This is a genomic window from Pseudomonas sp. IT-196MI5 (assembly GCF_949767415.1).
GTDB lineage: Bacteria > Pseudomonadota > Gammaproteobacteria > Pseudomonadales > Pseudomonadaceae > Aquipseudomonas.
The window spans coordinates 184,910-208,523 of sequence record NZ_CATKPZ010000066.1 but is presented as its reverse complement, the minus strand read 5'-3'; the positions used below and the strand labels follow the sequence as shown (position 1 = coordinate 208,523).

The window sequence follows — 23,614 nt, the reverse complement described above, 5'->3', positions numbered from 1 at the left end:
GCCCCTGTGGCGAGGGGGCTTGCCCCCGTTCGGCCGCGCAGCGGTCGTAAAACCGGCCACCTCGGTTCGTCAGACAAACCTCATCAACCAGATTGCGAGCGCTTCGCACTCGAACGGGGGCAAGCCCCCTCGCCACAATTAATTTGTGCAAGGAATTCCGATGAAGATTTCCCGTCAAGCCTACGCCGACATGTTCGGTCCCACCGTCGGTGACAAGGTGCGTCTGGCCGATACCGGGTTGTGGATCGAAGTGGAACAGGACTTCACCACCTACGGCGAAGAAGTGAAATTCGGCGGCGGTAAAGTCATCCGTGACGGCCAGGGTCAAAGCCAGTTACTGGCCGCGGAAGTGGTCGACACTCTGATCACCAACGCGCTGATCATCGACCACTGGGGCATCGTCAAGGCCGACGTCGGCCTCAAGGACGGGCGCATCGCCGCGATCGGCAAGGCCGGCAACCCGGACATTCAGCCCAATGTCACCATCGCCATCGGCGCCAGCACTGAAGTGATCGCCGGCGAAGGCATGATCCTCACCGCCGGCGGCATCGATACCCACATCCACTTCATCTGCCCACAGCAGATCGAAGAGGCGTTGATGAGCGGCGTCACCACCATGATCGGCGGCGGCACCGGGCCGGCCACCGGCACCAATGCGACCACGTGCACCTCCGGGCCGTGGCACCTGGCGCGCATGCTTCAGGCTGCCGACGCGTTTCCGATGAATATCGGCCTGACCGGCAAGGGTAATGCCAGCCTGCCGGAGCCTTTGATCGAACAGGTCAAGGCCGGCGCCATCGGCCTCAAGCTGCACGAGGACTGGGGCACCACCCCGGCGAGCATCGACAACTGCCTGAATGTGGCCGATCAGTACGATGTGCAGGTGGCGATCCACACCGACACTCTCAACGAGTCGGGCTTCGTCGAAACCACCCTCGCCGCCTTCAAGGGCCGCACCATCCACACCTACCACACCGAAGGCGCCGGTGGCGGCCACGCGCCGGACATCATCAAGGCCTGCGGCTTCGCCAACGTGCTGCCGAGCTCGACCAACCCAACCCGGCCGTTCACCCGCAACACCATCGACGAACACCTTGACATGCTGATGGTCTGCCACCACCTGGACCCGAGCATTGCCGAAGACGTGGCCTTCGCCGAAAGTCGCATTCGTCGCGAGACGATTGCCGCCGAAGACATCCTCCACGACCTCGGCGCGTTCTCGATGATCAGCTCCGATAGCCAGGCCATGGGGCGCGTCGGCGAAGTCATTACGCGCACCTGGCAGACCGCCGACAAGATGAAAAAACAACGCGGCCCGCTACCCGGCGACGGTGAAGGCAACGACAACTTCCGCGCCAAACGCTACATCGCCAAATACACCATCAACCCGGCGATCACCCACGGCATCAGCCATGAAGTGGGTTCGGTCGAAGTGGGCAAATGGGCGGATCTGGTGCTCTGGCGCCCGGCGTTTTTCGGCGTGAAACCGACGCTGATTCTCAAGGGCGGTGCCATTGCGGCCAGCCTGATGGGCGACGCCAATGCCTCTATCCCGACGCCGCAGCCGGTGCATTACCGCCCGATGTTCGCCAGCTTTGGCGGCACGCTGCACGCCACCAGCCTGACCTTCATCAGCCAGGCGGCGCAGCAGGCCGGCTTGCCGGAAGCCTTGGGTCTGAAGAAGAAAATCGCCGTGGTCAAAGGTTGTCGCGACGTGCGGAAAATCGATCTGATTCACAACGATTACCTACCGGATATCGACGTCGATCCTCAAACCTATCAGGTCAAGGCAGACGGTGTATTGCTGTGGTGTGAGCCTGCAGAAACCTTGCCGATGGCCCAGCGCTATTTCCTGTTCTGAGCAATGAAAGAAGCCCCGAACGCCTGGCGTTCGGGGCTTGCGGGTCAGCTACCGATTTTGGTGTTCACCTTCTCCAGTTTGGCTCGGCCCAGAGCCTGCCGGGTCAACGTTTTTTCGAGCGCCTTGATGGCCTGAAATATGTCTTCATCCTCAGCATTTTCCAGCCTCAGCTTGAGGGCATCGAATTCCTGTCGATAGGTCGTTTCCATGAAGGATTGCCAGGTCGGTTGCTCAAGGATCCGCTCAGTCAGCAAGTCCCCTTCTTCCAGAGCCAGCACACGTTGACAGGCTGCCTCGATCATCTCCTTGCTCACCTTGGAAACAGCCCGAAACTGCATGCCTCGCGCTTGCCAGGGCAGATCCAGGCGTTCCGCCAGATCCGTCATGTAAGCCAAATGCACCTCGACTTCATCGATGGTTCCACCTTCGGTTCCGGGGCGATAAAAGGTTTCTCCGGCACGCAAGCGCTCAGCGACACGCTCGCGGGCAATCCTGCCCAGTTCGTCCAGACGCGCCTTGCCCCTCGCCAGTTGCAGCAGCTCGGCTTCCACCAGCCCCGGATTGGCCAATGAACGAGCCTCGTGCACTAATACCTCGACGCCCATGGCATTGAACAACTGAGTGCCGCCATCGACACAGTTGGTGGTACTCGTCGCCTCGGCAAACAGTTTTTCCCGTAACTCGGTTCTTTCGGCCATGGCCTCCAGCATGCGCCACACTTTGGCGGTGAGTTCGATACGATAACTTTTGTCTTCGGCCTTGAAATCATAGGACTCGGTCAGCCGCCGGATTTCATTGAAAAACGGCAGCGAACCATACTCGTCTTCGACGTTGTCCCAGACCTCCTGTTTCGCATTCCACTCTGCATTGCTCAGCCCTTCTCCCCATTCGGAACTGTCGAGAACACCGCGTGGGGGATAGGCTCGATCAGGGTCCAGACCGAGCGATTCGATGTACGTGCGCACCCGCTCAAGGTTCTCGGGCGAAATCCAGCCCTCCTCGCGAGTAAAGAATGTGCGCGCCAGCAATTCCGCACGGAAAGAGCCGGGCGCCACTTCGGGAATTTGCGTGAGCACGTTGAACTCAAGGTTCAGATAAATGCTACGCGGGCGATTCCGGCCAAGGTAACCCGTGGGCCAGGTATTGAGCTGGCAATGGTTAAGGGTTATCGCCTGCAACCTGGGCATACGACTGACATCAGGCGGCAAGCGCAACGGGTTGTTGTCCAGACGCAACAGGTGCAAGCGGGTCAGTCCCCTGAGGTGGGCGATCCCCTCGCTGTCCAGGGAGATGTTGTTATCGCTGAGCACCAGATGAGTCAGCTGGCGCATGTTGCCGATCTCCTGAGGAAACAGGGTCAATCTGTTTTGCGTCATGTTCAACTGCCGCAATTGCCGGAATGACCGCAGGAACCGGACATGCTCATTACGCAGTCGTACATTGTTCAGGCTGAGTTCGGTTACGTGATCAAAACTGGCCGACAGTTCAGGCATCGCCGCCAAATGCCTGTCCAAAGGAAAACCATCCAGATTCAGTGCCTGCGGCGCCACGATGCCGGGTGCCTCAACGCCCGCCGGTCCGGTGCGCTGCCAGCAGCGGCGGAGCTTCGCGTAGATATCGTTTCTGGATTTCCACTCCGAGACGCCATCGGCTGTAAGACGCCAGGATGAGGTAGGTTGGTTGACCCAACGACGCATTGAATCATTGAAGCGATCGAACTCGGTTTCCAGCTCAGCCACTCGCTCGGCAGCCCGCTCACCAAAAGCGTTCAGCAGCGCCTCTACCTGACTGTCATCCAGGCCTGGATAGAGTGATCCTGTGCGAATTCGCAACAGATCCGGATATTGTGAGTGCACCCTGTAAGCGACCATTCCGCCACGCAAACGCATGATCTGCGGGTCGTAAGCGGGCTTGCGTATCGGATGATCCAGCAGGGTTTTCGAGAACGTGTCGTGGGACAGCGGCGCTTGTTTAACCGCCTGATGCAGTTGGGCTCCCTGATTGATCTCATACCCCAGCGTTTTGCGGTCGGCATCGGGCAAGGCATGCAGCAATGCCCCGTACAGATCGTCCGCTCCCTGCAGATGGCCTCCCTCATTGTCGTAAGCTTCATAGCGCCCGTCCTCGCGCAATACCAACACCTTGCGCACCGAGGCATCGACCGGACCAACGCTGTCTTGCAGTGCACCGGTGAAGGAAAAAGCGCGGACTTCGATGCGCATATCCGTCGGCCATTTCGGCCAGTTTGCCAGGGTATGCAGCGCCAGTCGGTCGGTGTCGGCATTACTCAACTCGTCCAGATAAAGCCCTTCATAGGCGCGACTCAAACGCAGGCCGAACACAGACTTGCGCGCCATTTCGCGCAAGCGCAACGGGATCCGTCTGTCTCGGGTCAATTTCAACGACTCGGCTTCGGTGGCATCGTCCAGCAGGGCTTGCGCGGCGGCATTCGACAGTTCCGGAAAATCCCGCTTCAGCAGGTATATCCGTTCATCGCTGGTGGTTTCCCGGGCCTCGTACAACGTATCGAACAGTGCTTTTTGGCTGTCTTGCGCCTGGCGGGCGATGCGTGTTTTCAGCTCGGCAACACGCGCCGAGCGTTCTTTCGCAACTTCACTGCCGAACCAGTCCTGCAATTGCGACTCGCTGAGGGCGTCAACCACTCGTGTCGGCAGGCGGCCTTCGCAAACATCAGCCCGGGAAATGTTGAGGGTATTTTCAGGCGTAGCCTCAGCTGCACCGAAGCTCAGTGACGGTCGGCCCGAAGCGGCATCGGCTTCCAGCACCAGGGCCCTGGATTCCGGCCAGCCATGTAACGCCGTCACAAACCCCGTCACTTTCTCCGACAGTTCCTGCGGCACTTGACCATTGAGGATTTGCGCACCTAGCTTGTCGGCGTCCGCGTAAGCCTTGAAGCGCTTCAGCGTGTCCACGAGCAAGGGCGCCGGTGGCTCATTTTCGACGTGCATACGACGCAGTACGCCTTCGTCGACACCGCTGACATGCCGCACCTGATCCAGCACTTCGTCACTGAGCCCATCCACTGATGGACCGAGGCGCCGCAACAGCTTGCGCTTGCCCCACTCGATCGGTTGTTCGAACTCCGTGTGCCAGGCGCCAGCACCGTTGTGTTCGATGTTCGGCTGATAGGCATCTGGCCGCTTGGGATGCTGCAGTCGAGGCTGTCCAGTGAGCGGATCCTCCTTGAGCACGAATTGCTTGCCCTCGAGCGGCAGCACTTTGCGCCCGTCATGCTCGATGACGCCAAAGTCATCGGGCGTTGCGGTTTCGGGCAGCGCCAGGCGGTGCTCATAAGGTGCATGATCGGGTTTGATCAGGCGCGTTTTTCCGTTGGGCAGTTCCACCGGTTCAAGGCTGTCGATCAGGGGTGATGGCCTGATCGGCGTGGGGCCTTTGGGCAGCACGTGCCCCATGAACATCAGGGCCAATTGCGCACCGTTGATCAAGAAACTGTTGATGTGCGCCGCGCCCTCTTCGACGTCACCCTTGCTCCAGTCTTCAATGCCCTCGACCAGCTCCGCCAGCAATTGCGCGGCCATCAGGCCCAGCATGGCCGGCCCCAGCACCGGCACCAGCATTGCGCTAAAGTTGAACAGGTTCCAGGCGATGTCCAGATAGCCGCTCAGGCGTTTCCAGCGAGCATTGGCGTCTTCATCATCGGTCGGCACCGCAATCAATCGGGCATCGGCGATGGCTTTGTCGCGACGCTCACGAAACAGACGGACCCACAGGTTGTCGCTGATCAGATGAGTGACAGGTTGCGCATCAGGGTTTTCGATTGGCGTTTCTCGCCACCACGGCCCCATGTCCAGCGGTTCGCGCTGTTGCCAGGTGATGGACTTGAGCCGCTCATTGACCCGGCTGAAAAAAATCGCCTTGTCTTTCTGTGCGACAAAACGACTGAAAAAACCCTGGTAGTCACTTTCACGCAGTTGGCCGATCAGCGTTTTCATGAAGTCGGTGAGCGAGGCATATTCCTTCAGCGGATGGTCCGGGTCATCCGGTACCCAAGCGATCAAATGCCCGCTCAGCCGATTCTGGCGGTAAATTTCGTCCTTGCGCAGCATCTCTTCCACCACGCCTTTCGGGCCGTTGGCGAAAAAAGCCTTGAGCAGGCGCAAGGCATCGAAGCCATTGGGTAGCGAGGACGTTGCCCGTCGGGAGAAATCAAGCCATTGCTTGAGTGCATCGGGCGTCAGCTCATCAATGGCCCTTTTGACTGCCGTTGATTCGGCCACAGCACTGAACAGCACAACGCCGGTCATCTGGCAGCCCATTAGCGACAAACGATGACTTTGCAGCGCACGGCCATGCCACTGGATATCAGACTTGCCGTCGATCAGTGCGCCGATCGTTGCGTAACCGTGCAGGCCGATATCGCCCTTGAGATACGCCGTCGTCGACGCCAGTTTGAGGGCCGCTTTGTCACTGGCGATCGAACGTTCCTCAAGCAGGCGAGCGGCATTGGCATCTGCGGGGGTGAGCAATGACTTGATGTGGGTCTGGTATTGCCCGCCTATATCGAGGCCGCGGCACAGCGTCGCAAATTTTTGCGGGGTGATGACCTTGTTCTCGTGCAGGTCGCCACGAAAGTCCTTGCGTAACACCGCGGAGCCGCTGCGAAACGCATCATCACGGGTTTCATCCTCTTCGAAGTTGTGCAGCGCCGCTTCGAGCAGCGTGGAGCGACGGATGGTACTGGCCTGGGTATCGATTACACCGCCGATTCTGTTCGGCACATACAGGCGCAATTGCAGGTCATTCGGATTGCCATGCTCATTGAAGTTCGAGAGCAACTGGGTTTTGAGCAACGGCTCGGCAAAGGCCTTGATGTCGTGCTGTAAATCGCCGAGCAATTCGTCCAGCCGCCCTTGCAGGCGCCAGCGCTCGTCGATGAGTTGCTTGAGATAGTCGCGGTCCATCGGTCGGGCTTTCAGATACCAGGCAGGGAACGTCGGCTGTACATCCACCGTCGCCAGGAGCCTGGCCCGTGGTGCTTCGGTAATCGCCTTGGGGATCAACGGTTTTATCCGTTGGTGATGAACTCCGTTGTCTTCCTTTGTTGCCGGACTTGACGGCCCTGTTGGATTGCTTCCTTGCAATTGAGGCATGTCTTGAACACCTTCAAACCATTGATTGGGTCTCTATGGTTATGCGCTTGTCCCGTGAACAAAAGCGCAAATAATCGTTGGTTCAATGTACAAAAACAGCCCTGTGCATTCGGAAATCCAGGCGCCGAAAATATCTATTTACCTCACCACACAACCACGAATGTGCCTGCTTTTATCGGCGGTGGTGTTCCCCCCAAACATAGAATCTCCCACAGGTGATTGCTCTGAACACAGGATTTGTGAACAACACGATCCATTGCAGGGGCGAGCCTGCTCGCGAAAGCAACCTGACAGCCAATACAAAAACACCAGAACGCTTACTCGACCAGCAGCCGCCCCAGCCGCTGCTTGAGCATTCGATTCTCCGCCCGCAGCTGCTGGACTTCTTCAAGCAGGTCCAGCGCCAGGGCGACGCCTTCCCATTCCAGCTCCAGATCGCGCCGTAGCTTGACGGCGCGTTTGGCCAGGGTCAGCTCATAATCGTTGAAACGCCAGTCCTTGGGCTGGGCGCCCTGAGGTTCGAGGATGCCGTGTTCGACGATTTCGATCACATGGACGTCCGACAAGTCGGCCGCCTCACAGAATTCTGCCAGGTCCAGTTGAACGATCAGGGGGCTGCTCATGACGGGCTACTCCATGTCTGGGTTCAGAAGTGTTCTCTGGGATCGAACGCGGCTTTTTTCGCCAGTTCCTGCCACAGGGCCTTGATGTCATCGTCGGACTTCTTCGGCATGACAGCCTTCAGTTGTACGAACAGATAACCGCGCTCACCGGCCTTGTTCATCAGGCCATGGCCCCTGGCGCGCATGCGCTGGCCGTTCTGGCTGCCCGCCGGTACCTTGAGGTTGATTTTTCCGGTCAGGGTCGGCACGGCGACTTCGGCACCCAGTGCCAGTTCCCACGGTGCCAGCGGCAAGGTGATGATCAGGTTCTCGCCTTCGACATCGAATTTCGGGTGCGGGGCAAAACGGATCGTCAGGTACAGGTCGCCATTGGCGCCGCCACCCACGCCCGGAGCGCCCTGCCCCTTGAGGCGAATGCGCTCGCCGTCGGTCACGCCGGCGGGGATCTTCACGTTCAGGCTTTTGCTGGTGTTGCTCACATGCTGCCCGGCCGCGTTGTACTGCGGTACCTGGAAGGTGACCTTCTTCGACTCGGTCGACAGTGTTTCTTCGAGAAAAACCCCAAGCTCCATTTCCACGTCTTGCCCTCGGCGTCCGGTGCTGCGACGCGACTGTCCACCACCACCAAAGCCTGGTCCACGATTGCCGAATATCGAACTGAAAAAGTCCGAAAAATCGCCCGTGTCCTGGCCGCCACCACCGAAACCGCCACGGCTCTGCCAGCCCGGAGGCCCCTGGAATGGCTGGCCGTGCTGGCCATAGCGGCGCAAATCATCGTATTCGGCGCGTTTGTCGGCGCTTTTCAGCGCTTCATAGGCTTCAGACGCGTCCTTGAACTTCGCCTCGGCGTCCTTTTCCTTGCTGACGTCGGGGTGGTATTTGCGCGCCAGCTTGCGATAGGCCGCCTTGATCGCCTTGTCGTCTGCGGTCGGCTCCACACCGAGAATCTTGTAATAGTCTTTGAAGTCCATCGAAGGAATCACCATCCGTTATCAGAATCGCGCCACAGGCCACAGCATGCGCTTGTTTGCAGCCATTGGTCTGACCGATCTCAAATTTGTGACCGGGCGGCGCAGCAGAAGTTTATCGGCAGCAGGCGGGGCTTCTTGGGAGCACTCCCGCGGTTGTCCGGTTGATGCAGGGTAGTTTGGGGGGGATGCCCCATCTTTCAAGGCATCGTCTGCGAAGAATTAGCAGATAACCGGCCTTCGAATCTGGCGCGCTCTGACATACACTGCGCGGCCGTTTTTTAACCGGAACCTGAAAGACATGAACAACGCATCTCCAGCCCGTGCCTTGGGTATCGACTTTGGCACGTCCAACTCCACTGTCGGCTGGCTGCGCCCCGGCGTGGAAACGCTGATCGCGCTGGAGGACGACAAGATCACCCTGCCGTCAGTGGTCTTCTTCAATATCGAGGAACGCCGCCCGGTGTACGGTCGACTGGCGTTGCACGAGTACCTGGAAGGCTACGAAGGCCGCCTGATGCGCTCGCTCAAAAGCCTGCTGGGTTCCAAGCTGATCAAGCACGACACCAGCGTCCTGGGCACGGCGATGCCGTTCAAGGATTTGCTCGGGCTGTTCATCGGCCAGCTCAAGAGCCGCGCCGAAGCCGCCGCCGGTCGGGAATTCGAAGAAGTGGTGCTGGGCCGCCCGGTGTTTTTTGTCGACGATGACCCGATGGCCGACAAGGAAGCCGAAGACACCTTGGTAGACGTGGCGCGCAAGATCGGCTTCAAGGAAGTCTCGTTCCAGTACGAGCCGATTGCCGCCGCGTTCGACTACGAGTCGACCATCGAGAAAGAAGAGCTGGTACTGATCGTCGACATCGGCGGTGGTACCTCCGACTTCTCCCTTGTGCGCCTGTCGCCGGAGCGTCGGGGGGTGGACAACCGTCACGAGGACATCCTCGCCACCGGCGGTGTGCACATCGGCGGAACCGACTTCGACAAACAGCTCAGCCTGCAAGGCCTGATGCCGCTGTTCGGCTATGGCAGCCGCATGAAGAGCGGCGCCTACATGCCCACCAGCCACCACATGAACCTGGCGACCTGGCACACCATCAACTCGGTGTACTCGCAGAAGTCGCAACTGGCCCTGGGCAGCATGCGCTACGACATCGAGGACACCGGCGGCATCGACCGCCTGTTCAAGCTGATCGAACAGCGCGCTGGGCACTGGCTGGCCATGGAAGTGGAAGAAACCAAGATCCAGCTGACCCACGCCGACAACCGTCACGTGCCACTGGATCGCATTGAAGCGGGTCTGAGCGTGGACTTGAGCCGTACGCTGTTCGAGTCGGCCATCGACAGCCAGCTGGAGCGGGTGCGCAACAGCGTTACCCAATTGTTGGCCGATGCCGATGTGCGGGTCGATCAAGTCGATACAGTGTTCTTCACCGGTGGTTCGAGCGGGATTCCGGCATTGCGCAACAGTGTTTCGGCGATGTTGCCGAAGGCGCGGCATGTGGAAGGCAACATCTTTGGCAGTATCGGCAGTGGTCTGGCGATCGAGGCTGCCAAGCGTTACGGCTCTATGGACTGATCCAGAACCGAGGCGCCTCCATCGCGAGCAAGCTCGCTCCCACATTGACCTGCGAACACAGGTCCATTGTGGGAGCGAGCTTGCTCGCGATGGGGCCGGGCCAGGCAATAAAGATCTAAAAGATCAAACCATCCCCACCTGCTTCAACTCACTCTTCAGATACGCGTAGTAAATCGGCCCCGCCACCACCCCCGGCAGGCCGAACGCGGCCTCGAACACCAGCATCGCCAGCAGCAACTCCCACGACTTGGCACTGATCTGCCCGCCGACGATGCGCGCATTGAGGAAGTATTCGAGCTTGTGGATAAAAATCAGATAACCCAGCGCCGCCACGGCAACCCAGATCGACAGCGACAGGCCGACGATGGTGATCAGGGTGTTCGACATCAGGTTGCCGATCACCGGCAGTAGGCCGAGCAGGAACGTCAGCACGATCAGGGTTTTGGTCAGCGGCAGCTTGATGCCGAACAGCGGCAGGATCACCGCCAGGAAAATCCCGGTGAAGATGGTGTTGAGCAGGGAAATCTTGATCTGGGCGAACACGATGTTGCGAAACGCCTGGACCAGCAGGTGCAGACGTTCGAACAGTGCGGCGGCCAATGGTTTGCGCTTGGTCAGGTCCGGAACGCGCTGCAAGGCGATGATCGCGCCGAGCACCATGCCGATCAGCAGCGTCACGAACATGTGCGCTGCATCCTTGCCCACCAGTTGCAAATCACTGAGGTGCTTGCTCACCCACTCGCCAATCGCCACGCGAAACTCCGCGGCACTGGCTGGCAGGTAAGCGTCGATGAACGGCGGCAGTTGCCCGCGTGCGCGGTCGACTACGCCCATGAACTTGTCGAGGGAAGCGCCAGGGTTTTCCGCTTCGTGCAGCAAAAAGCTGATGGCGCCGGCAAAGATCAGCGTCAGCACGCTGACAATCAGAGTCCCCAGCAACGCCACCGCCAGCCAGCGCGCGCGCCGGCCTTCGATCAGCCGTTGCAGTTGCGGGGTGAGCATGTTGACCAGCTCGAACACCAGCAACCCGGCGAGCAGGCTGGGCAGCAATCGCAACGGGATGACCAGCAGCAACCCGCCAAAAATGATGACCCAGCTGATGACCAGCAAAACTTGACGCTGAGAAAACGTTGGCATACAGCCTCAAAAACGAACGGCATAAAAAGGATTGGCAGTCTGCCAGCGATCCGGTGCGAGCACTAGGGATTGTATGGGGCGACCTTGGTCGGGGTTCAGGTTCTTTTGCAGTGCTCCGACCAACCTCATCGCGAGCAAGCTCGCTCCCACATTTGTCCTGTGCACTCAGTCCCACTGTGGGAGCGAGCCTGCTCGCGATGAGGCCCCCGCAGCTGCCACATCAATCGGCTCAATGTTTATTTTTTCTTCAGGCAATCGCTCATGAACGCCTTGCGCTCATCGCCCTTCAAGGCTTTGGTGGCAGCGTCGGCGTTGCAGGTTTTCATTTTTTCCTGCTGTGGCGTCAGGGCCTTGCCGGCATCGTTTGCCGCCGGTGCGGCCTTCAGGCAAGTGCTCATGAAGGCTTTGCGCTCGTCGCCCTTGAGGCTTTTCGCGGTGGCGTCGGCGTTGCAGGTAGTCATCTTTTCCTGTTGGGCTGTGGCGGCGAAGCCCTGGGAGCAGAGCAGCAAACCGATCATCAACAACGGGACACGCAATATCGTCATGAAGTTTTCTCCTTGTCGCCGCGCCGAGGAGCGCGGCCTTGTACTGGAGTGTAGACAACCCCTGTTACACCTTCCTGTTCTCCAGATGGCTGCGGCGATACTGCTCCGGCGTGCACCCGGCCTGACGCTGGAACATCGCGATAAACGCCGAGCCTGTGCTGTAGCCCATGTCGAAGGCGATCTCTTGAACACTGCGCGGGCTATCCAGCGCCTCGATCGCCGCCAGAAAACGCAGGCGCTGGCGCCACTCACCAAAACTCATGCCCAGTTCCCGCACGAACTGCCGTGCCAGGGTGCGCTCGCTGACATGAATGCGTGCAGCCCATTCCGACAGCGCCCGGTTATCCCCCGGCTCGGCCTGCAATGACTCCAGAATCCCCAGCAGTCCCGGGCTGCTGGCGTAGGGCAAGTAGCACTCGTGCACCGGTGCCTGTTGCAGTTGGTCCACCAGGACTTGGGCCAGACGCTGGTCCGCAGCCTGCTCGGGGATTTTCACGTCACGGGCGGCGAAGTCCTTGAGGATCGCCTTGAGGATGTCGCTGATGGCCAGGGTGCAGGCCCGCGGCGGCAGATCGGCGCATACCTTGGGGGCCAGGCACACCGCACGGTAGTTGACCGGTTGGCGACTGTAGAAACTGTGTTCGATCTGCGGCGGCACCCATACCGCGTATTGCGGCGGCGACATGAAGCGGCTGCCATCGACGTCCATGTGCAGCACGCCGTGGGCTGCGTATTCCAGCGTCCCCCAGGGATGCCGGTGGGGCGCGGCGTATTCGTGGGCGTCGAAATCGGCGTAGCGAAAGTACACCGCCGACGGCAGTTCGCTGAAATCCAGCAGGTCGATGTGTTTACTGCTCATGCTGTCCGTCATCAAGGGCCGGTTGTCTGGATTGAAGTATAGGCTTGCATCCAGACAAGCGGATAATTGCCCCTCATTAACGTTCTGGTTTTTCCCGATGCAATACGCTTACCCCCTGCTGGCCATTCTTATCTGGGCCGGCAACACCGTGATCACCAAGATGTCGGCCGGGGCGATCTTCCCCGCCGAGATCGGTTTCTACCGCTGGCTGCTGGCCGGGTTGCTGTTCACGCCCTTCATGCTCAAACCGGTACTCGCCCATTGGCCGCTGATTCGCCCGAAACTGGGCAAGATCTTTGTCCTCGGTGTACTGGGCATGGCCGTTTATCAAAGCCTCGCGTACTTCGCCGCGAGTCTGACCTCGGCCACCAACATGGGCATCATCCTGTCGCTGATGCCGCTGATGTCGCTCGCCATGGCGATCATCAGCCTCGGCCAGCGCCTGACCATGGGCGCCCTGGCCGGTGCGGTATTGTCATTCGTCGGTGTCCTGGTGGTGGTGTCGTCCGGCAGCCTTGGCGCATTGCTGGAACACGGGGTCAACCTGGGCGATGCGATGATGCTGATCGCCACCCTGGCCTACGCGGTCTACAGCACCCTGCTGAAAAAATGGCAGCTGAAGCTGCCGCCGCTGGTGCTCCTGTATTTGCAGGTGCTGGTGGCCGTGTTGGTGCTGTTTCCGCTGTTCCTCGCCTCACCGAAAGTCGGCCCGACCCTGCAGAACATTCCGCTGGTGCTGTACGCCTGTCTGTTGGCCTCGATGGTCGCGCCACTGGCGTGGATGCAGGCCGTGGTACGTTTAGGGCCGAGCCGGACCACACAGTTTTTCAATTTGCTGCCGTTGATTACCGCCTTGATTGCGGCGGTGGTGCTGCATGAACAGCTGGCGATGTATCACCTGGTCGGTGGGGTGTTGACCTTGGGTGGGGTGATAGTTTCCGAACGCTGGACGACGGTGTTGGGCCGTAAGGTCAGTGTTGCCTGATCTGACGCCATCGCGAGCAGGCTCGCTCCCACAGGGGAATGCACTCCAAATGTGGGAGCGAGCTTGCTCGCGATGAACGATAACTCGGTCTAAAGCCCTACCGCGCTCAGCCGCGCCGCATGCTCGACAAACAACCGGATCGGCTCGGCCCCCTTGCCCACCAGCCCCAGCGACTGGTTGACGATATCGAAGTGATCGAGCGGATACTCATCGCCAATCACCGTCCCCAGGTGCGAGCTGTAGCGTCCGACCATGCCGTCGCAATGCCCGGCTTCGCGGACGAAGGTTTTGGCGAACAACCGGCAACTGCGGTTGGTGCCATCCAGCAGATTGCAACCGCGATCGGTAACACCTGTCTGCAAGGTGCCAGACCAGGAGTAATAGCGCACGCCGTTGACCTCTTCGGCACCGTGACCGCCCCAGGTTTCAGGCAAGCCCTGTGGATAACACTGGTTGAACAGCGCCACGCCAGCGGTAGTGAGGGAGTGATGGGATGCGGGGATATCCACCGGCAGCTTCGGCCCGCGGTAACCGGTATCCAGAAAAGCCATCAACGCGCCGACCATCCGCAGCAAAAAGCACAGCAAACGACCACGGACGCTGTCATGGGGATAATGCCTGTGCAGATAATCGGCGAGCTCCGAGCCGTGGTTCGGCCCCGCCACCGAGGTCACCGATGCCACCAGGTCAGGACGCTTGGCGGCGGCATAGCGGGCAGTCAGCGAGCCCTGGCTATGGCCGATCAGGTTGACCTTGTCGGCCCCGGTCTCCCGCAGAATTTCGTTGATACGTACCAGCAGTTGCTCGCCGCGCACTTCGTTCGAGTTGAGCGGCGAGACTTGCACCGCGAACACCACGGCACCACCACGGCGCAACGCCTCGACGATCCCGTACCAGTAGGGATAAAGCACCAGGCGGATGAACCCGAGCATTCCCGGGACCAACACCAACGGGTAGCGCGGGGCAGAACCTTGCGACATGAGCGGACATCCTGGTGGTAGGGTGGTGGCGCAAGGCGGGATGCAAGACATCCGCCAAGCATCGCCAGCGAAGATGACAAGTCTATGTCATCCGCCCTACTTCAACCCCGCCACACCCGCCACGATCAGCCCGACCGAGACCAGCTTGATCACGGTCAGGCTTTCGCCCAGCAGCGCGAAACCGAGAAACACCGTGCCCAGCGAACCGATGGAGGTCCAGATCGGGTACGCGATGCTCACCGGCAACTCGCGCATGGCCAGGGTCAGGAAGTAGATCCCGCCCACAGCGGCCACCACCGTGATCAGCGAAGGCCAGGGCCGGGTAAAGCCCTCGGCGTACTTCATGCCCATGGCGAAAGTGACTTCGAACCCGGCGGCGACCAGCAGAAACAGCCAGGCCATCTAGAACTCCCCGGCCAGCGCCAGCAAGCGCTGCTCAGCCTCGGCGACAGAGATTTCAAAGGTGCGCTCGGCGGACTCTTCGCCCTCGGCAGCCACCACGGTGACGTCCGTGATGCCGATGAATCCGAGCACCGTGCGCAGCAGCTTGTCGGCATGGTTCATGGTTTCCAGCTCGCCTCCCGGGCCAAAACCGAAGCCGCCACGGCTGGTAATGATCAGGGCTTTTTTGCCCTGCACCAACGGTTGGTACTGGGCCACGCCATTGTCCAGGGTGTGATCGAAGGTCACCCCGATGCGCACGACCTGATCGATCCAGGCCTTGAGGCCGCTCGGTACGCTGAAGTTGTGCATTGGCGTGGAAATCAGCAACACATCATGGTCGAGCAGTTCGCCGACCAACTCGTCGCTGAGCGCCAGATCGGCCTGCATCGACAGTGGCCGAACGTCGGGCTCTGGGTAAAACGCGGCGGCCACGAACGCCTCGTTCACCGGCGGTATCAACGCCCGCCCGACTTCGCGTCGGGTCAACTGCGAGTGGGGATGACGGGCCTGCCAGGCCGACAGAAACACTTCGGCCAAACGGCGGGAATGCGAGCGCTCACCACGGGGACTGGCATGAACAGCAAGAATTTTACTCATCTGAATTTCCTCAGGGACTAAACTCAAACAGCTTGTGACTTGCAGCTTGAAGCTCACAGCTACGTCCCTTCAAATGAGCAAAAATCAGTCAGGATGAATCCATTTCATCTATGGAGTCCTCAATGTTTGCCTCGCTTCCATTGACCGCCCTGCGCGCCTTCGAATCCGCCTCACGCCTGTTGAGCTTCAAGGCTGCCGCCGAAGAACTGTCAGTCACCCCGACGGCGGTGTCCCATCAGATCCGCTCTCTGGAGACCTGGCTTGGTGTGCCGCTGTTCGAGCGCCTGCCCCGCCAGGTGCGCCTGACCGAATGCGGCGAACGCCTGTTCCAGAGCCTGCACGGGGCTTTTCTGGAGGTCGCTCAAAGCGTCGACACCCTGCGCCCTCAACGCAGCGGTGCCAGCCTGACGGTCTCCACCACCGCAGCCTTCGCCGCCCTGTGGCTGGTGCCACGGCTGGGGCGCTTCTACGCCCGGCACCCGAACATCAACGTACGCCTCGATACCCACTGCGAAGTCATCGACCTGCATCAGGACGCCAGTGTCGATCTGGTGCTGCGCTACAGCCTCGACATCTACCCCAACCTGTATGGCCAGTGCCTGTTCGATGAAACCTTCGGCGTCTACGGTTCGCCCGAACAAGTTGCCCGGGCGTCGAGTCGCACCCCCACGCTGATCAGCGTGCGCTGGCACAACTCCAAACTCTACGCCCACAGCTGGGAGGCCTGGTGCTCGCGATCCGGCGAAACCTGGCTGAGCGGCCGGCCCGCCGTGCGCGAATACGACGAAGAGCACTACGCCCTGCAAGCGGCGATTGCCGGCCAAGGTCTGGTGCTGGCGAGCAATATTCTGGTGTCGCAAAGCGTGGCCAGTGGTCTGTTGTTGCCGTACCGGGGGGAAATACAGGTCGATGGCGCCGGCTACAGTGCACTGTGCGTGCCGGGTCGCGAACGCCATCCTCCGGTTCGGGCGTTTTTTGCGTGGCTGCGCGAGGAGGCATTGTTGTCCGGGCATGTATTGCGCTGATCCGCGATCAAGAACAGTTAAAACACCTGCAATTCAAATAAAAACCAAACTTCCAAAGACCACATTCAAGTCATTAAAAACCACAAACTTCAAACACGACTGAACCTGCAGTTACAAACCCCATCTAGACTTTAAGAATAACGGACTTATTCTAACAACCACAGCCAACGAGCTGTTCAAACCAACAAGTAAAGGATTACGTTTATGCTACTGGAACAACGACTCGAGTTTATTGATTCTCTGCCTTCCCTGCCGATCCTGACATCGCGTTCGACGCCTGTCACTTCCGGGTACTCGATCAAACCGGAACACGACATCAACAAACCCACCGCCAGTGTCATGCCTGGCACCATTGATGCTTTCCTGCCGGGTGTTTCACAGGAAATCATCGACGACGTCAATTTGTGCAAACTGGTCATGCAGAACGCCGCCACCAAAAACTTCCCCGAAGATTCGCAGCTTTTCGAGTGGTACCGCTACTACGTGGACGGCCTGAGCAAACTGGGCTGGGTCACTCAAAACAGGAACATCCAGGAAGTCACGATCAAGAAAGTTGGGCTGACAATGGATCAGGTTGCCCTCGAAGTGGTCGCCGGCTTGATTGGCGGCGCTGCCGCAACCATTCTCGCGAACCTGGCGAAAAAGGTCATCGAGGAGGTACAAAAAAAACCGGGCACCATTCAACTTTTTGAACGAAACCAAAAACTCGGCGCCCAGGCAAAGTTCGATATAGCCCCCGTCTGGCTTGATAACGGCGGACAACCGAACATGGTCCTCAACTGCATCTCGTTGGATGCCAGGGAGAGCAGTACGGGCATACTGTTCTGGAAGTCGACCCAGCAATCCACCACGATCAAAACCGGTGCTGTGCGCACTTATCTTGACACTAAAATCTTTTCCGGCCTGCGTGGCGACCTTTACAAAAAGTTCAGTGAGAGTGGCAAAAAGTTCATTGAAGACCTGCCTGATTTCTAACCACCACCGCCACGTTTAAATCGGCAATTAACCTGCCGATTTAAACGACCTCCTGTACACACTTTCGCGCAGGACAACAAAATGAATATAACAACTTTCGACACGTGGTTGGTCAATGGCAACATAACGATTTTTTGCGGCTCGCACACTGACAGTTTTAAAAAAGACATTTTGGCGTCCAGCCTGTACGGCGAACTGCTAGCCGCACAAAAAAGCAGTAATCGCGCAGTTTCGTGGCCCGTTTATACAGATTTCGTCCAAAAAATTGGCTGGACTGTAAATAGTCGATCGACTCAGCACCTCGCGTTTGAAAACAGTAGTCTTTTGAATGCAATAGAGCAAAGCACCGGGAGCTCCCTGCCACAAGATGAACGGCAATCGCTTACCCACGCATTTGCTCAACTGTTAATGCTCGAACCTGACTCACCAGCGATCAGGACGCTCCTCAAGAAGCTTGAAACAAATGCAATCGAGATCAAAAAATCCGACACAGAAGCGGCGACTTCAACGGCGACATTACTGACGATCATTCGCAACGATAAAACCGTGGTAACCCAGCAATTGGCGTTCGAAACAAGCAACGAGCTCGCCATCGATATTCTCGACCAGCCTGTACTGAGCGCCAGCAATGACCAGCAGACCAATTGCTGGCAGTTGTGTAGTTCACTGGATGAGCGCCAATACAATCGCGTAAGAGATGACATCCTCAAGAAACTGGGGAACAAGATGGAAACAGAGTTACTGCATCTCTCTGCGCCCATCGGACTTGATTGAAAGATCCAGCCTGGCAACACGTTCAAGCATCCCGGAGTCGGGGCGCTTGAACACTGCTCACTGGCGCCCTTCAGTTTTTGACTGTCTTGGGTGCCTTGCCCGCCTTCATCTGCTCCAGCAATGGCGCGCATTGATTCGCCTCCCCCCCACTCGGCGCCACCAGCGCCAGCAAACCTGCCGCCGGTGCGGCGATCACGCCCAGCGCCACCATCCCGGCTCCGCGCAGCATCAACGGCACGGCCTTGACCCCGGCATCGGGCTTGATGAACTTGCCGCGCACATACAGTGGCGAGCGCAATGAAATCAGGCGCCACCCCTTGGATTCCGGGGTAACGGTCAAGTCCAGCTGTTCAGTCGCCATGTTCGCGGTGCCGTCGATGTAGACGATGGCGTTCTCGGTGTCGAATACAAACAAGCGGGTACTCGCCAGGCCAGACTGGATGCCGAAGTCAGCGGCCGCGCAGTTGATCTTCACTTCCTTGTCGCCAAAGATCTTGCCGACAACATAGTTGCCGACGTTCAGGCCCGCCAGCTCCATCAATTCGCGACTGATGGCGCCATCGTTGATGAGCATTTTCAGGCTGCCATTGGCACTGCCCAGCAGCTTGGCCACCGAATTACCGCGTCCGCTGATATCAGCATCGCCGTTGAGTTCGCCAAAACTGGTTTTCATCGGTTCAAAGCCGGGGAACAACTGCTTGAGCTTGAAGCCCCGCGCCGTAAGCCTGGCCTGGCCTTCCAGTGGATCGGCGTGGCCGTTCAGGCGGATCTGCGCATCCAGCTTGCCGCCGGCCACGCCGAAGCGCAGCGGCTCGAGGCTGAGCACGCCATCGGTGAGCAGCAGATGGGTATAGAGGTCGTTGAACGGCAGTTTTTCGCTGTGCACGATGCGTTTGCCGGTGAACTCGACATCGGCGTCCATATCACGCCAGCGATCGGTCTTGAACTCTTCGACCGGCAGCACTTTGTCCGCCGGTTGTTTGCTGTCACCGCCTCGGGCCTTCTGTTCGGCGTTGGAGTCGGCACCGATCAGCGGCGCCAGGTCAGCGAACAGCAATTGATTGGACAACAGCGAGCCGCCGAGTTTTGGCCGTGGCTGGCTGGCCACATAAGTCAGATTGCCATGGATGTCGCTTTCGCCGATCTTGCCGTTGAATTCCTCATAGCGGAACGCTGCGCCACCAGCCTCGTGTAACCTGGCGATCAGGTGGCCGTCGGTAGCATAGGGTGGCGTGTCCGGCAGGATCACGCCGGTCAGGGGGTAGAGGTTACCCAGGCTGGTGCCGGCCAGTTTCAGGCGCAGGTCCAGGCCGCCGAGATTCAGCGGGTCGGTCAGGGTACCGGCCAATTCGACGCTGGAGTCGGCGATCTTCACCTGTGCCTGAAGCGGAAACGGCCGTGCCGCGTCCTGCAGCGCCAACAGCCCGCCAATCTTGCCCTGGCCCGCGAGTTTCTGGCCACGGTATTGGCCGTCGACCTTGAGGGCGAACGCATAATCCTGGGGCGACGACCCCTTTTCCAGCGCGGCTTTCGCCGCTTTGTCACCAACGATATCGCTGAACGGAACCGGTTTGCCCAATGGATCGATCAGCACGTCGAGTCGAGTCTTCAGGCTCTGGTCGTCGAGGGCGACGTGGCCTTTGTCGAAACCGATCGCGCCGATATCCACCACCCAACTGGAAGGCTCGGCGTTCGGGTCCTTGGGATCGAACTGGAAGGTCCAGTTGGCGCGCCCGTCAGCCAGGCGTTGCAGCTCGGCATTCGGCTCGGTGAGATCGATGCGCGGGATCACCACCCGCTGCGCCAGCAACGCCAGGGGTGAAATACGCAGTTCCACCCGTTTGAGGGTGACCATCTGCGGTTGCTTCGACCAGTCCGGGTTGCCCAGGCTGAGGTCCTCGGCCACTACATGGGGCCACGGCACCCAGGCGCGCCAGCCGCTTTCATCGGATTCGGGCCGCCACTCCACCGAAAGATTGCCATTGATGGCAAAAGCGCGGTGCAGCTCTTCTGAAACTTTGGCGTTGAGCGGCGGTTTGATCCGGTTCCAGTCGAAGAACACGATGACCAACACCAACACTATCAACAAGGTAAGGAAAGTGGAAAGGGTCCAGACAAACGTCTTTTGAGTGCGCGTCATTGCACAGGGCTCCTGATACGACTAAGCGTCCCGACTGCGACGCACATGTGAAACGGTGAGCCGCAAGCGGCCCGCCATGAAGTCTACGACTGATAAAAATCCGGCAGGTTTAATCGATAGACCGATTTCGACCAGTCCAATACTGACCAATCAGTCATTCGGCGTTACCGGCCCTGCACTTTTGCAGGCCAAAGGTGGGTCGAAAATACCCACATCGGTGCAAAACAACTCGCCTGAGACGCCCGGCCTAGAGCCTGCGCAGCAAACAATCAATTCCGTTGATTATTACCATTGCGTTTATGAACTTTCATATCGACTTATCGAGAGTAGCATTGCTCTCGTACCCGCTTATTCGCCCTCCCGAGGAGCAAAACAATCATGAAACGCCAACTACTGCTTAGCCTTACCCTCTCGATGCTGGCCGGCACCGCCTTTGCCCTGCCAGCCGCAGACCAGGCCACACCACAAGTGAAACAAAACCACTCGGTGTTCAGCCAGACCGTCGCCGCCGATGGCTCCAACCGCACGCCACAAGGCCAGACCCTTGCCGAAGGCGGTAATGATCGCCTGAAAGAAAAAGGCCTGATCACTCAGGATGGCTCGGACCGTACTCCACAAGGCCAGACCCTGGCTGCCGATGGGTCCGAACGCACCCCACAAGGCCAAACCCTCGCCGAAGGCGGTGGTGACCGTGTGATCGAACGCAACAGCGCCGCGAGCTAAGTCCCATGGCCGCCCTGAAAAAAAGCCCAATCCCCGGATTGGGCTTTTGACTTTTCAGCGATCCGCTTGATAAATGCCGCATTTCCCTGCTTGATCCCCCCTACAGTCATTCGACGCCGGCAAAGCTGATTTGCTAGAGTGCGCCGCGTCCCTGTCCAGAAAACACCCTTGCGATGCTGCCCCGCGCCGAACAGAAACGACAAACCCGTAACGCGCTGATGGATGCTGCCCGGCATCTGATGGATGGAGGCCGAGGATTCGGCAGCCTGAGCCTGCGCGAAGTCGCGAAAACCGCTGGCATCGTACCGACCGGTTTCTACCGCCATTTTGCCGATATGGATGAACTGGGCCTGGTGCTGGTCAGCGAAGTCGGCCAGACATTCCGCGAAACCATTCGCCTGGTACGGCACAACGAATTCGTGATGGGCGGCATCATCGATGCCTCGGTGCGGATCTTTCTCGACGTTGTCAGCGCCAACCGTTCGCAGTTCCTGTTTCTCGCCCGTGAGCAATACGGCGGTTCGCTGCCGGTGCGCCAGGCCATCGGCCGTTTGCGTGAAGACATCAGTTCGGACCTGGCGGCGGACTTGTCACTGATGCCGAAGCTGCAGCATCTGGACATCACCGACCTGAGTGTCATGGCGGACCTGATCGTCAAAAGCGTGTTCGCCACCCTGCCGGACATCATCGATCCGCCCGCCGAAGCCTTGCCCGAGCACCTGACGCCCCAGGCGAAAATCACCCAGCAACTGCGGTTTATCTTTATCGGCCTCAAGCATTGGCAAGGGCTCGGTAGCACCGAGTAACTTTCTGTGGATGAAATCCCTGTGGGAGCGAGCTTGCTCGCGATGAGGGCATGACATCCACCATCTATGTGACAGTTCCACCGCCATCGCGAGCGAGCTCGCTCCCACACTGAAACGCGCCGCATCATCCTGGTGCGCAGATCAAAATCAACGCACCAACCTCAACCAAAAAACTCGCTCCATCGATACCTGCCCCACGTCTCCTTCAGCCATTTCCTACGCATCATGTCGATTGGCAAGCCCCTTGCTCTAGCCTGAGCATTGTCCATTGCTGGAAGCCTTCCGATGCTGGTGATTCATCGCAGAATCGACCCTCAACCCGTCTGGGCCGCCGAACTGCACTTGACGTTCGAAGCCCGCAGTAAAAGCCGTTTGCGCTGTTTCAGTGCCGAAGGCGAAGACGTCGGGTTGTTTTTGCAGCGTGGCCAGCCGCCGTTGCATGACGGCGAATGCCTGCAAGCCGAAGACGGGCGAATCGTGCGTGTCTGCGCTCGCCCCGAACAATTGCTCCACGTCACCTGCGCCAATACCCTTGAACTGACCCGCGCGGCCTATCACCTGGGCAATCGCCATGTCGCCCTGCAAGTCGGCGACGGCTGGTTGCGCCTGCTCGACGATTACGTGCTCAAGGCCATGCTCGAACAACTCGGCGCCCATGCCGAGAACATCGAGGCGCCGTTCCAGCCGGAACATGGTGCCTACGGCGGTGGTCATCATCATTCGCGCCACGGCGATGAAGACTTCAACTACGCGCCGAAACTGCACCAGTTCGGCGTCCGCCCATGAACCCGGCCTGGGCGCTGTTGCGCCTGGCCAGTCCGCAATTGCCGATTGGCGGCTACAGCTACTCCCAAGGGCTGGAAATGGCGGTGGATAACGGCCGCGTAAACGATCCCGACAGCGCCCGGCGCTGGATCAGCGATCAGTTGTCGTTAAACCTGGCACGCTTCGAAGCACCGTTGCTGCTCGCACATTGCCTGGCCGCCAGCGAGGACAACTGGGGTGAATTGCTGCAACGTTGCGAGGAACACCGCGCCAGTCGCGAAACCCGCGAGTTGCATCAGGAGAGCCGGCAAATGGGCTACTCGTTGCAGCAATTGCTCAATGGCTTGCCGGAACTCGACGCGCCGGCCCGAGCCTTCCTCAAACAACGCAGCGAGCCACATCTGGCCCTGGGTTGGGCCTTGGCTGCACGCGCCTGGCAGATCAGCCCGCAGGACGCCCTGGCCGCATGGCTGTGGAGCTGGCTGGAAAACCAGTTGGCGGTGCTGATGAAGACCCTGCCCCTGGGTCAACAAGCCGCCCAGCGCCTGACCAGCGAACTGTTGCCGCTGCTTCAACAAGCTCAACAGAGCGCCACCCGAATCGATCCTGATCATTACGGCAGCGCCGCTTTCGGCCTGTCCCTGGCGTGTATGGCCCACGAGCGCCAGTACAGCCGTCTGTTCCGTTCCTAGGGCCGGT

At 59.2% G+C, this 23,614-nt stretch carries 20 protein-coding genes; 10 read left to right on the top strand and 10 right to left on the bottom strand.

Annotated features, from left to right (window positions below; all coding sequences use genetic code 11):
• Nucleotides 1-160: 160 nt before the first annotated feature.
• Nucleotides 161-1,861 carry an urease subunit alpha gene (gene ureC / locus ACM6IK_RS25250; protein ID WP_414876477.1) on the top strand — a complete coding sequence of 567 codons (1,701 nt, stop codon included), beginning with the start codon at nt 161-163 and terminating at the stop codon, nt 1,859-1,861.
• A gap of 44 nt (nt 1,862-1,905) precedes the next feature.
• Here the strand turns inward: ureC and ACM6IK_RS25245 are convergent, their stop codons facing one another.
• From ACM6IK_RS25245 to ACM6IK_RS25235, 3 genes are all read right to left on the bottom strand, one after another.
• On the bottom strand, nt 1,906-6,993 hold the full coding sequence (locus ACM6IK_RS25245; protein ID WP_414876476.1) for an NEL-type E3 ubiquitin ligase domain-containing protein: 5,088 nt from the start codon (nt 6,991-6,993) through the stop codon (nt 1,906-1,908).
• 317 nt (nt 6,994-7,310) lie between these two features.
• Nucleotides 7,311-7,616: a chaperone modulator CbpM gene (locus tag ACM6IK_RS25240; RefSeq protein ID WP_414876475.1), complete on the bottom strand. Its 306-nt coding sequence runs from the start codon at nt 7,614-7,616 to the stop codon at nt 7,311-7,313.
• 23 nt (nt 7,617-7,639) lie between these two features.
• Nucleotides 7,640-8,587 carry a DnaJ C-terminal domain-containing protein gene (locus tag ACM6IK_RS25235; RefSeq protein WP_414876474.1) on the bottom strand — a complete coding sequence of 316 codons (948 nt, stop codon included), beginning with the start codon at nt 8,585-8,587 and terminating at the stop codon, nt 7,640-7,642.
• A 298-nt stretch (nt 8,588-8,885) separates the two neighbouring features.
• On the opposite strand from ACM6IK_RS25235, the gene ACM6IK_RS25230 reads away from it, so the two are divergent.
• Complete coding sequence (locus ACM6IK_RS25230; RefSeq protein ID WP_414876473.1) at nt 8,886-10,160, top strand: Hsp70 family protein; 1,275 nt, start codon at nt 8,886-8,888, stop codon at nt 10,158-10,160.
• A 123-nt stretch (nt 10,161-10,283) separates the two neighbouring features.
• Here ACM6IK_RS25230 and ACM6IK_RS25225 read toward each other — a convergent pair whose 3' ends face one another.
• The 3 genes from ACM6IK_RS25225 to ACM6IK_RS25215 all read right to left on the bottom strand — a co-directional run bounded on the left by ACM6IK_RS25225 (nt 10,284) and on the right by ACM6IK_RS25215 (nt 12,701).
• The gene (locus ACM6IK_RS25225; RefSeq protein ID WP_414876472.1) at nt 10,284-11,297 is read right to left on the bottom strand and encodes an AI-2E family transporter; all 1,014 of its coding nucleotides are present in this window, start codon (nt 11,295-11,297) and stop codon (nt 10,284-10,286) included.
• 236 nt (nt 11,298-11,533) lie between these two features.
• The gene (locus tag ACM6IK_RS25220; protein WP_414876471.1) at nt 11,534-11,842 is read right to left on the bottom strand and encodes a PsiF family protein; all 309 of its coding nucleotides are present in this window, start codon (nt 11,840-11,842) and stop codon (nt 11,534-11,536) included.
• A gap of 64 nt (nt 11,843-11,906) precedes the next feature.
• Nucleotides 11,907-12,701, bottom strand: a complete 795-nt coding sequence (locus ACM6IK_RS25215) for an AraC family transcriptional regulator (RefSeq protein WP_414876470.1) — start codon at nt 12,699-12,701, stop codon at nt 11,907-11,909.
• A 97-nt stretch (nt 12,702-12,798) separates the two neighbouring features.
• On the opposite strand from ACM6IK_RS25215, the gene ACM6IK_RS25210 reads away from it, so the two are divergent.
• The gene (locus ACM6IK_RS25210; protein ID WP_414876469.1) at nt 12,799-13,686 is read left to right on the top strand and encodes a DMT family transporter; all 888 of its coding nucleotides are present in this window, start codon (nt 12,799-12,801) and stop codon (nt 13,684-13,686) included.
• An 89-nt stretch (nt 13,687-13,775) separates the two neighbouring features.
• Here the strand turns inward: ACM6IK_RS25210 and ACM6IK_RS25205 are convergent, their stop codons facing one another.
• The 3 genes from ACM6IK_RS25205 to ACM6IK_RS25195 all read right to left on the bottom strand — a co-directional run bounded on the left by ACM6IK_RS25205 (nt 13,776) and on the right by ACM6IK_RS25195 (nt 15,707).
• Complete coding sequence (locus ACM6IK_RS25205) at nt 13,776-14,666, bottom strand: esterase/lipase family protein (RefSeq protein ID WP_414876468.1); 891 nt, start codon at nt 14,664-14,666, stop codon at nt 13,776-13,778.
• 96 nt (nt 14,667-14,762) lie between these two features.
• Complete coding sequence (locus ACM6IK_RS25200; protein WP_414876467.1) at nt 14,763-15,068, bottom strand: DMT family transporter; 306 nt, start codon at nt 15,066-15,068, stop codon at nt 14,763-14,765.
• Nucleotides 15,069-15,707, bottom strand: a complete 639-nt coding sequence (locus tag ACM6IK_RS25195) for an FMN-dependent NADH-azoreductase (RefSeq protein WP_414876466.1) — start codon at nt 15,705-15,707, stop codon at nt 15,069-15,071.
• 110 nt (nt 15,708-15,817) lie between these two features.
• Between ACM6IK_RS25195 and ACM6IK_RS25190 the strand changes: the two genes are divergently transcribed.
• The 3 genes from ACM6IK_RS25190 (at nt 15,818) to ACM6IK_RS25180 (ending at nt 18,481) form a co-directional block, all read left to right on the top strand.
• Complete coding sequence (locus ACM6IK_RS25190; RefSeq protein WP_414876465.1) at nt 15,818-16,732, top strand: LysR substrate-binding domain-containing protein; 915 nt, start codon at nt 15,818-15,820, stop codon at nt 16,730-16,732.
• Between the two features lie 204 nt (nt 16,733-16,936).
• Nucleotides 16,937-17,707 carry a hypothetical protein gene (locus ACM6IK_RS25185; protein ID WP_414876464.1) on the top strand — a complete coding sequence of 257 codons (771 nt, stop codon included), beginning with the start codon at nt 16,937-16,939 and terminating at the stop codon, nt 17,705-17,707.
• Between the two features lie 81 nt (nt 17,708-17,788).
• Nucleotides 17,789-18,481 carry a hypothetical protein gene (locus ACM6IK_RS25180; RefSeq protein WP_414876463.1) on the top strand — a complete coding sequence of 231 codons (693 nt, stop codon included), beginning with the start codon at nt 17,789-17,791 and terminating at the stop codon, nt 18,479-18,481.
• 70 nt (nt 18,482-18,551) lie between these two features.
• Here the strand turns inward: ACM6IK_RS25180 and ACM6IK_RS25175 are convergent, their stop codons facing one another.
• A complete protein-coding gene (locus tag ACM6IK_RS25175) occupies nt 18,552-20,621 on the bottom strand; it encodes an AsmA family protein (protein WP_414876462.1) in 2,070 nt (689 codons plus the stop codon).
• Nucleotides 20,622-20,999: 378 nt separating this feature from the next.
• On the opposite strand from ACM6IK_RS25175, the gene ACM6IK_RS25170 reads away from it, so the two are divergent.
• The 4 genes from ACM6IK_RS25170 (at nt 21,000) to ACM6IK_RS25155 (ending at nt 23,607) form a co-directional block, all read left to right on the top strand.
• Nucleotides 21,000-21,344, top strand: coding sequence for a hypothetical protein (locus ACM6IK_RS25170; protein WP_414876461.1), 345 nt, complete (start codon nt 21,000-21,002; stop codon nt 21,342-21,344).
• A 173-nt stretch (nt 21,345-21,517) separates the two neighbouring features.
• Nucleotides 21,518-22,150: a TetR family transcriptional regulator gene (locus ACM6IK_RS25165; RefSeq protein WP_414876460.1), complete on the top strand. Its 633-nt coding sequence runs from the start codon at nt 21,518-21,520 to the stop codon at nt 22,148-22,150.
• A 285-nt stretch (nt 22,151-22,435) separates the two neighbouring features.
• A complete protein-coding gene (gene ureE, locus ACM6IK_RS25160) occupies nt 22,436-22,936 on the top strand; it encodes an urease accessory protein UreE (protein WP_414876459.1) in 501 nt (166 codons plus the stop codon).
• Nucleotides 22,933-23,607: an urease accessory protein UreF gene (locus ACM6IK_RS25155; RefSeq protein WP_414876458.1), complete on the top strand. Its 675-nt coding sequence runs from the start codon at nt 22,933-22,935 to the stop codon at nt 23,605-23,607. Before ureE ends, ACM6IK_RS25155 begins: the two co-directional genes overlap by 4 nt.
• The last annotated feature ends 7 nt before the right edge of the window (nt 23,608-23,614 follow it).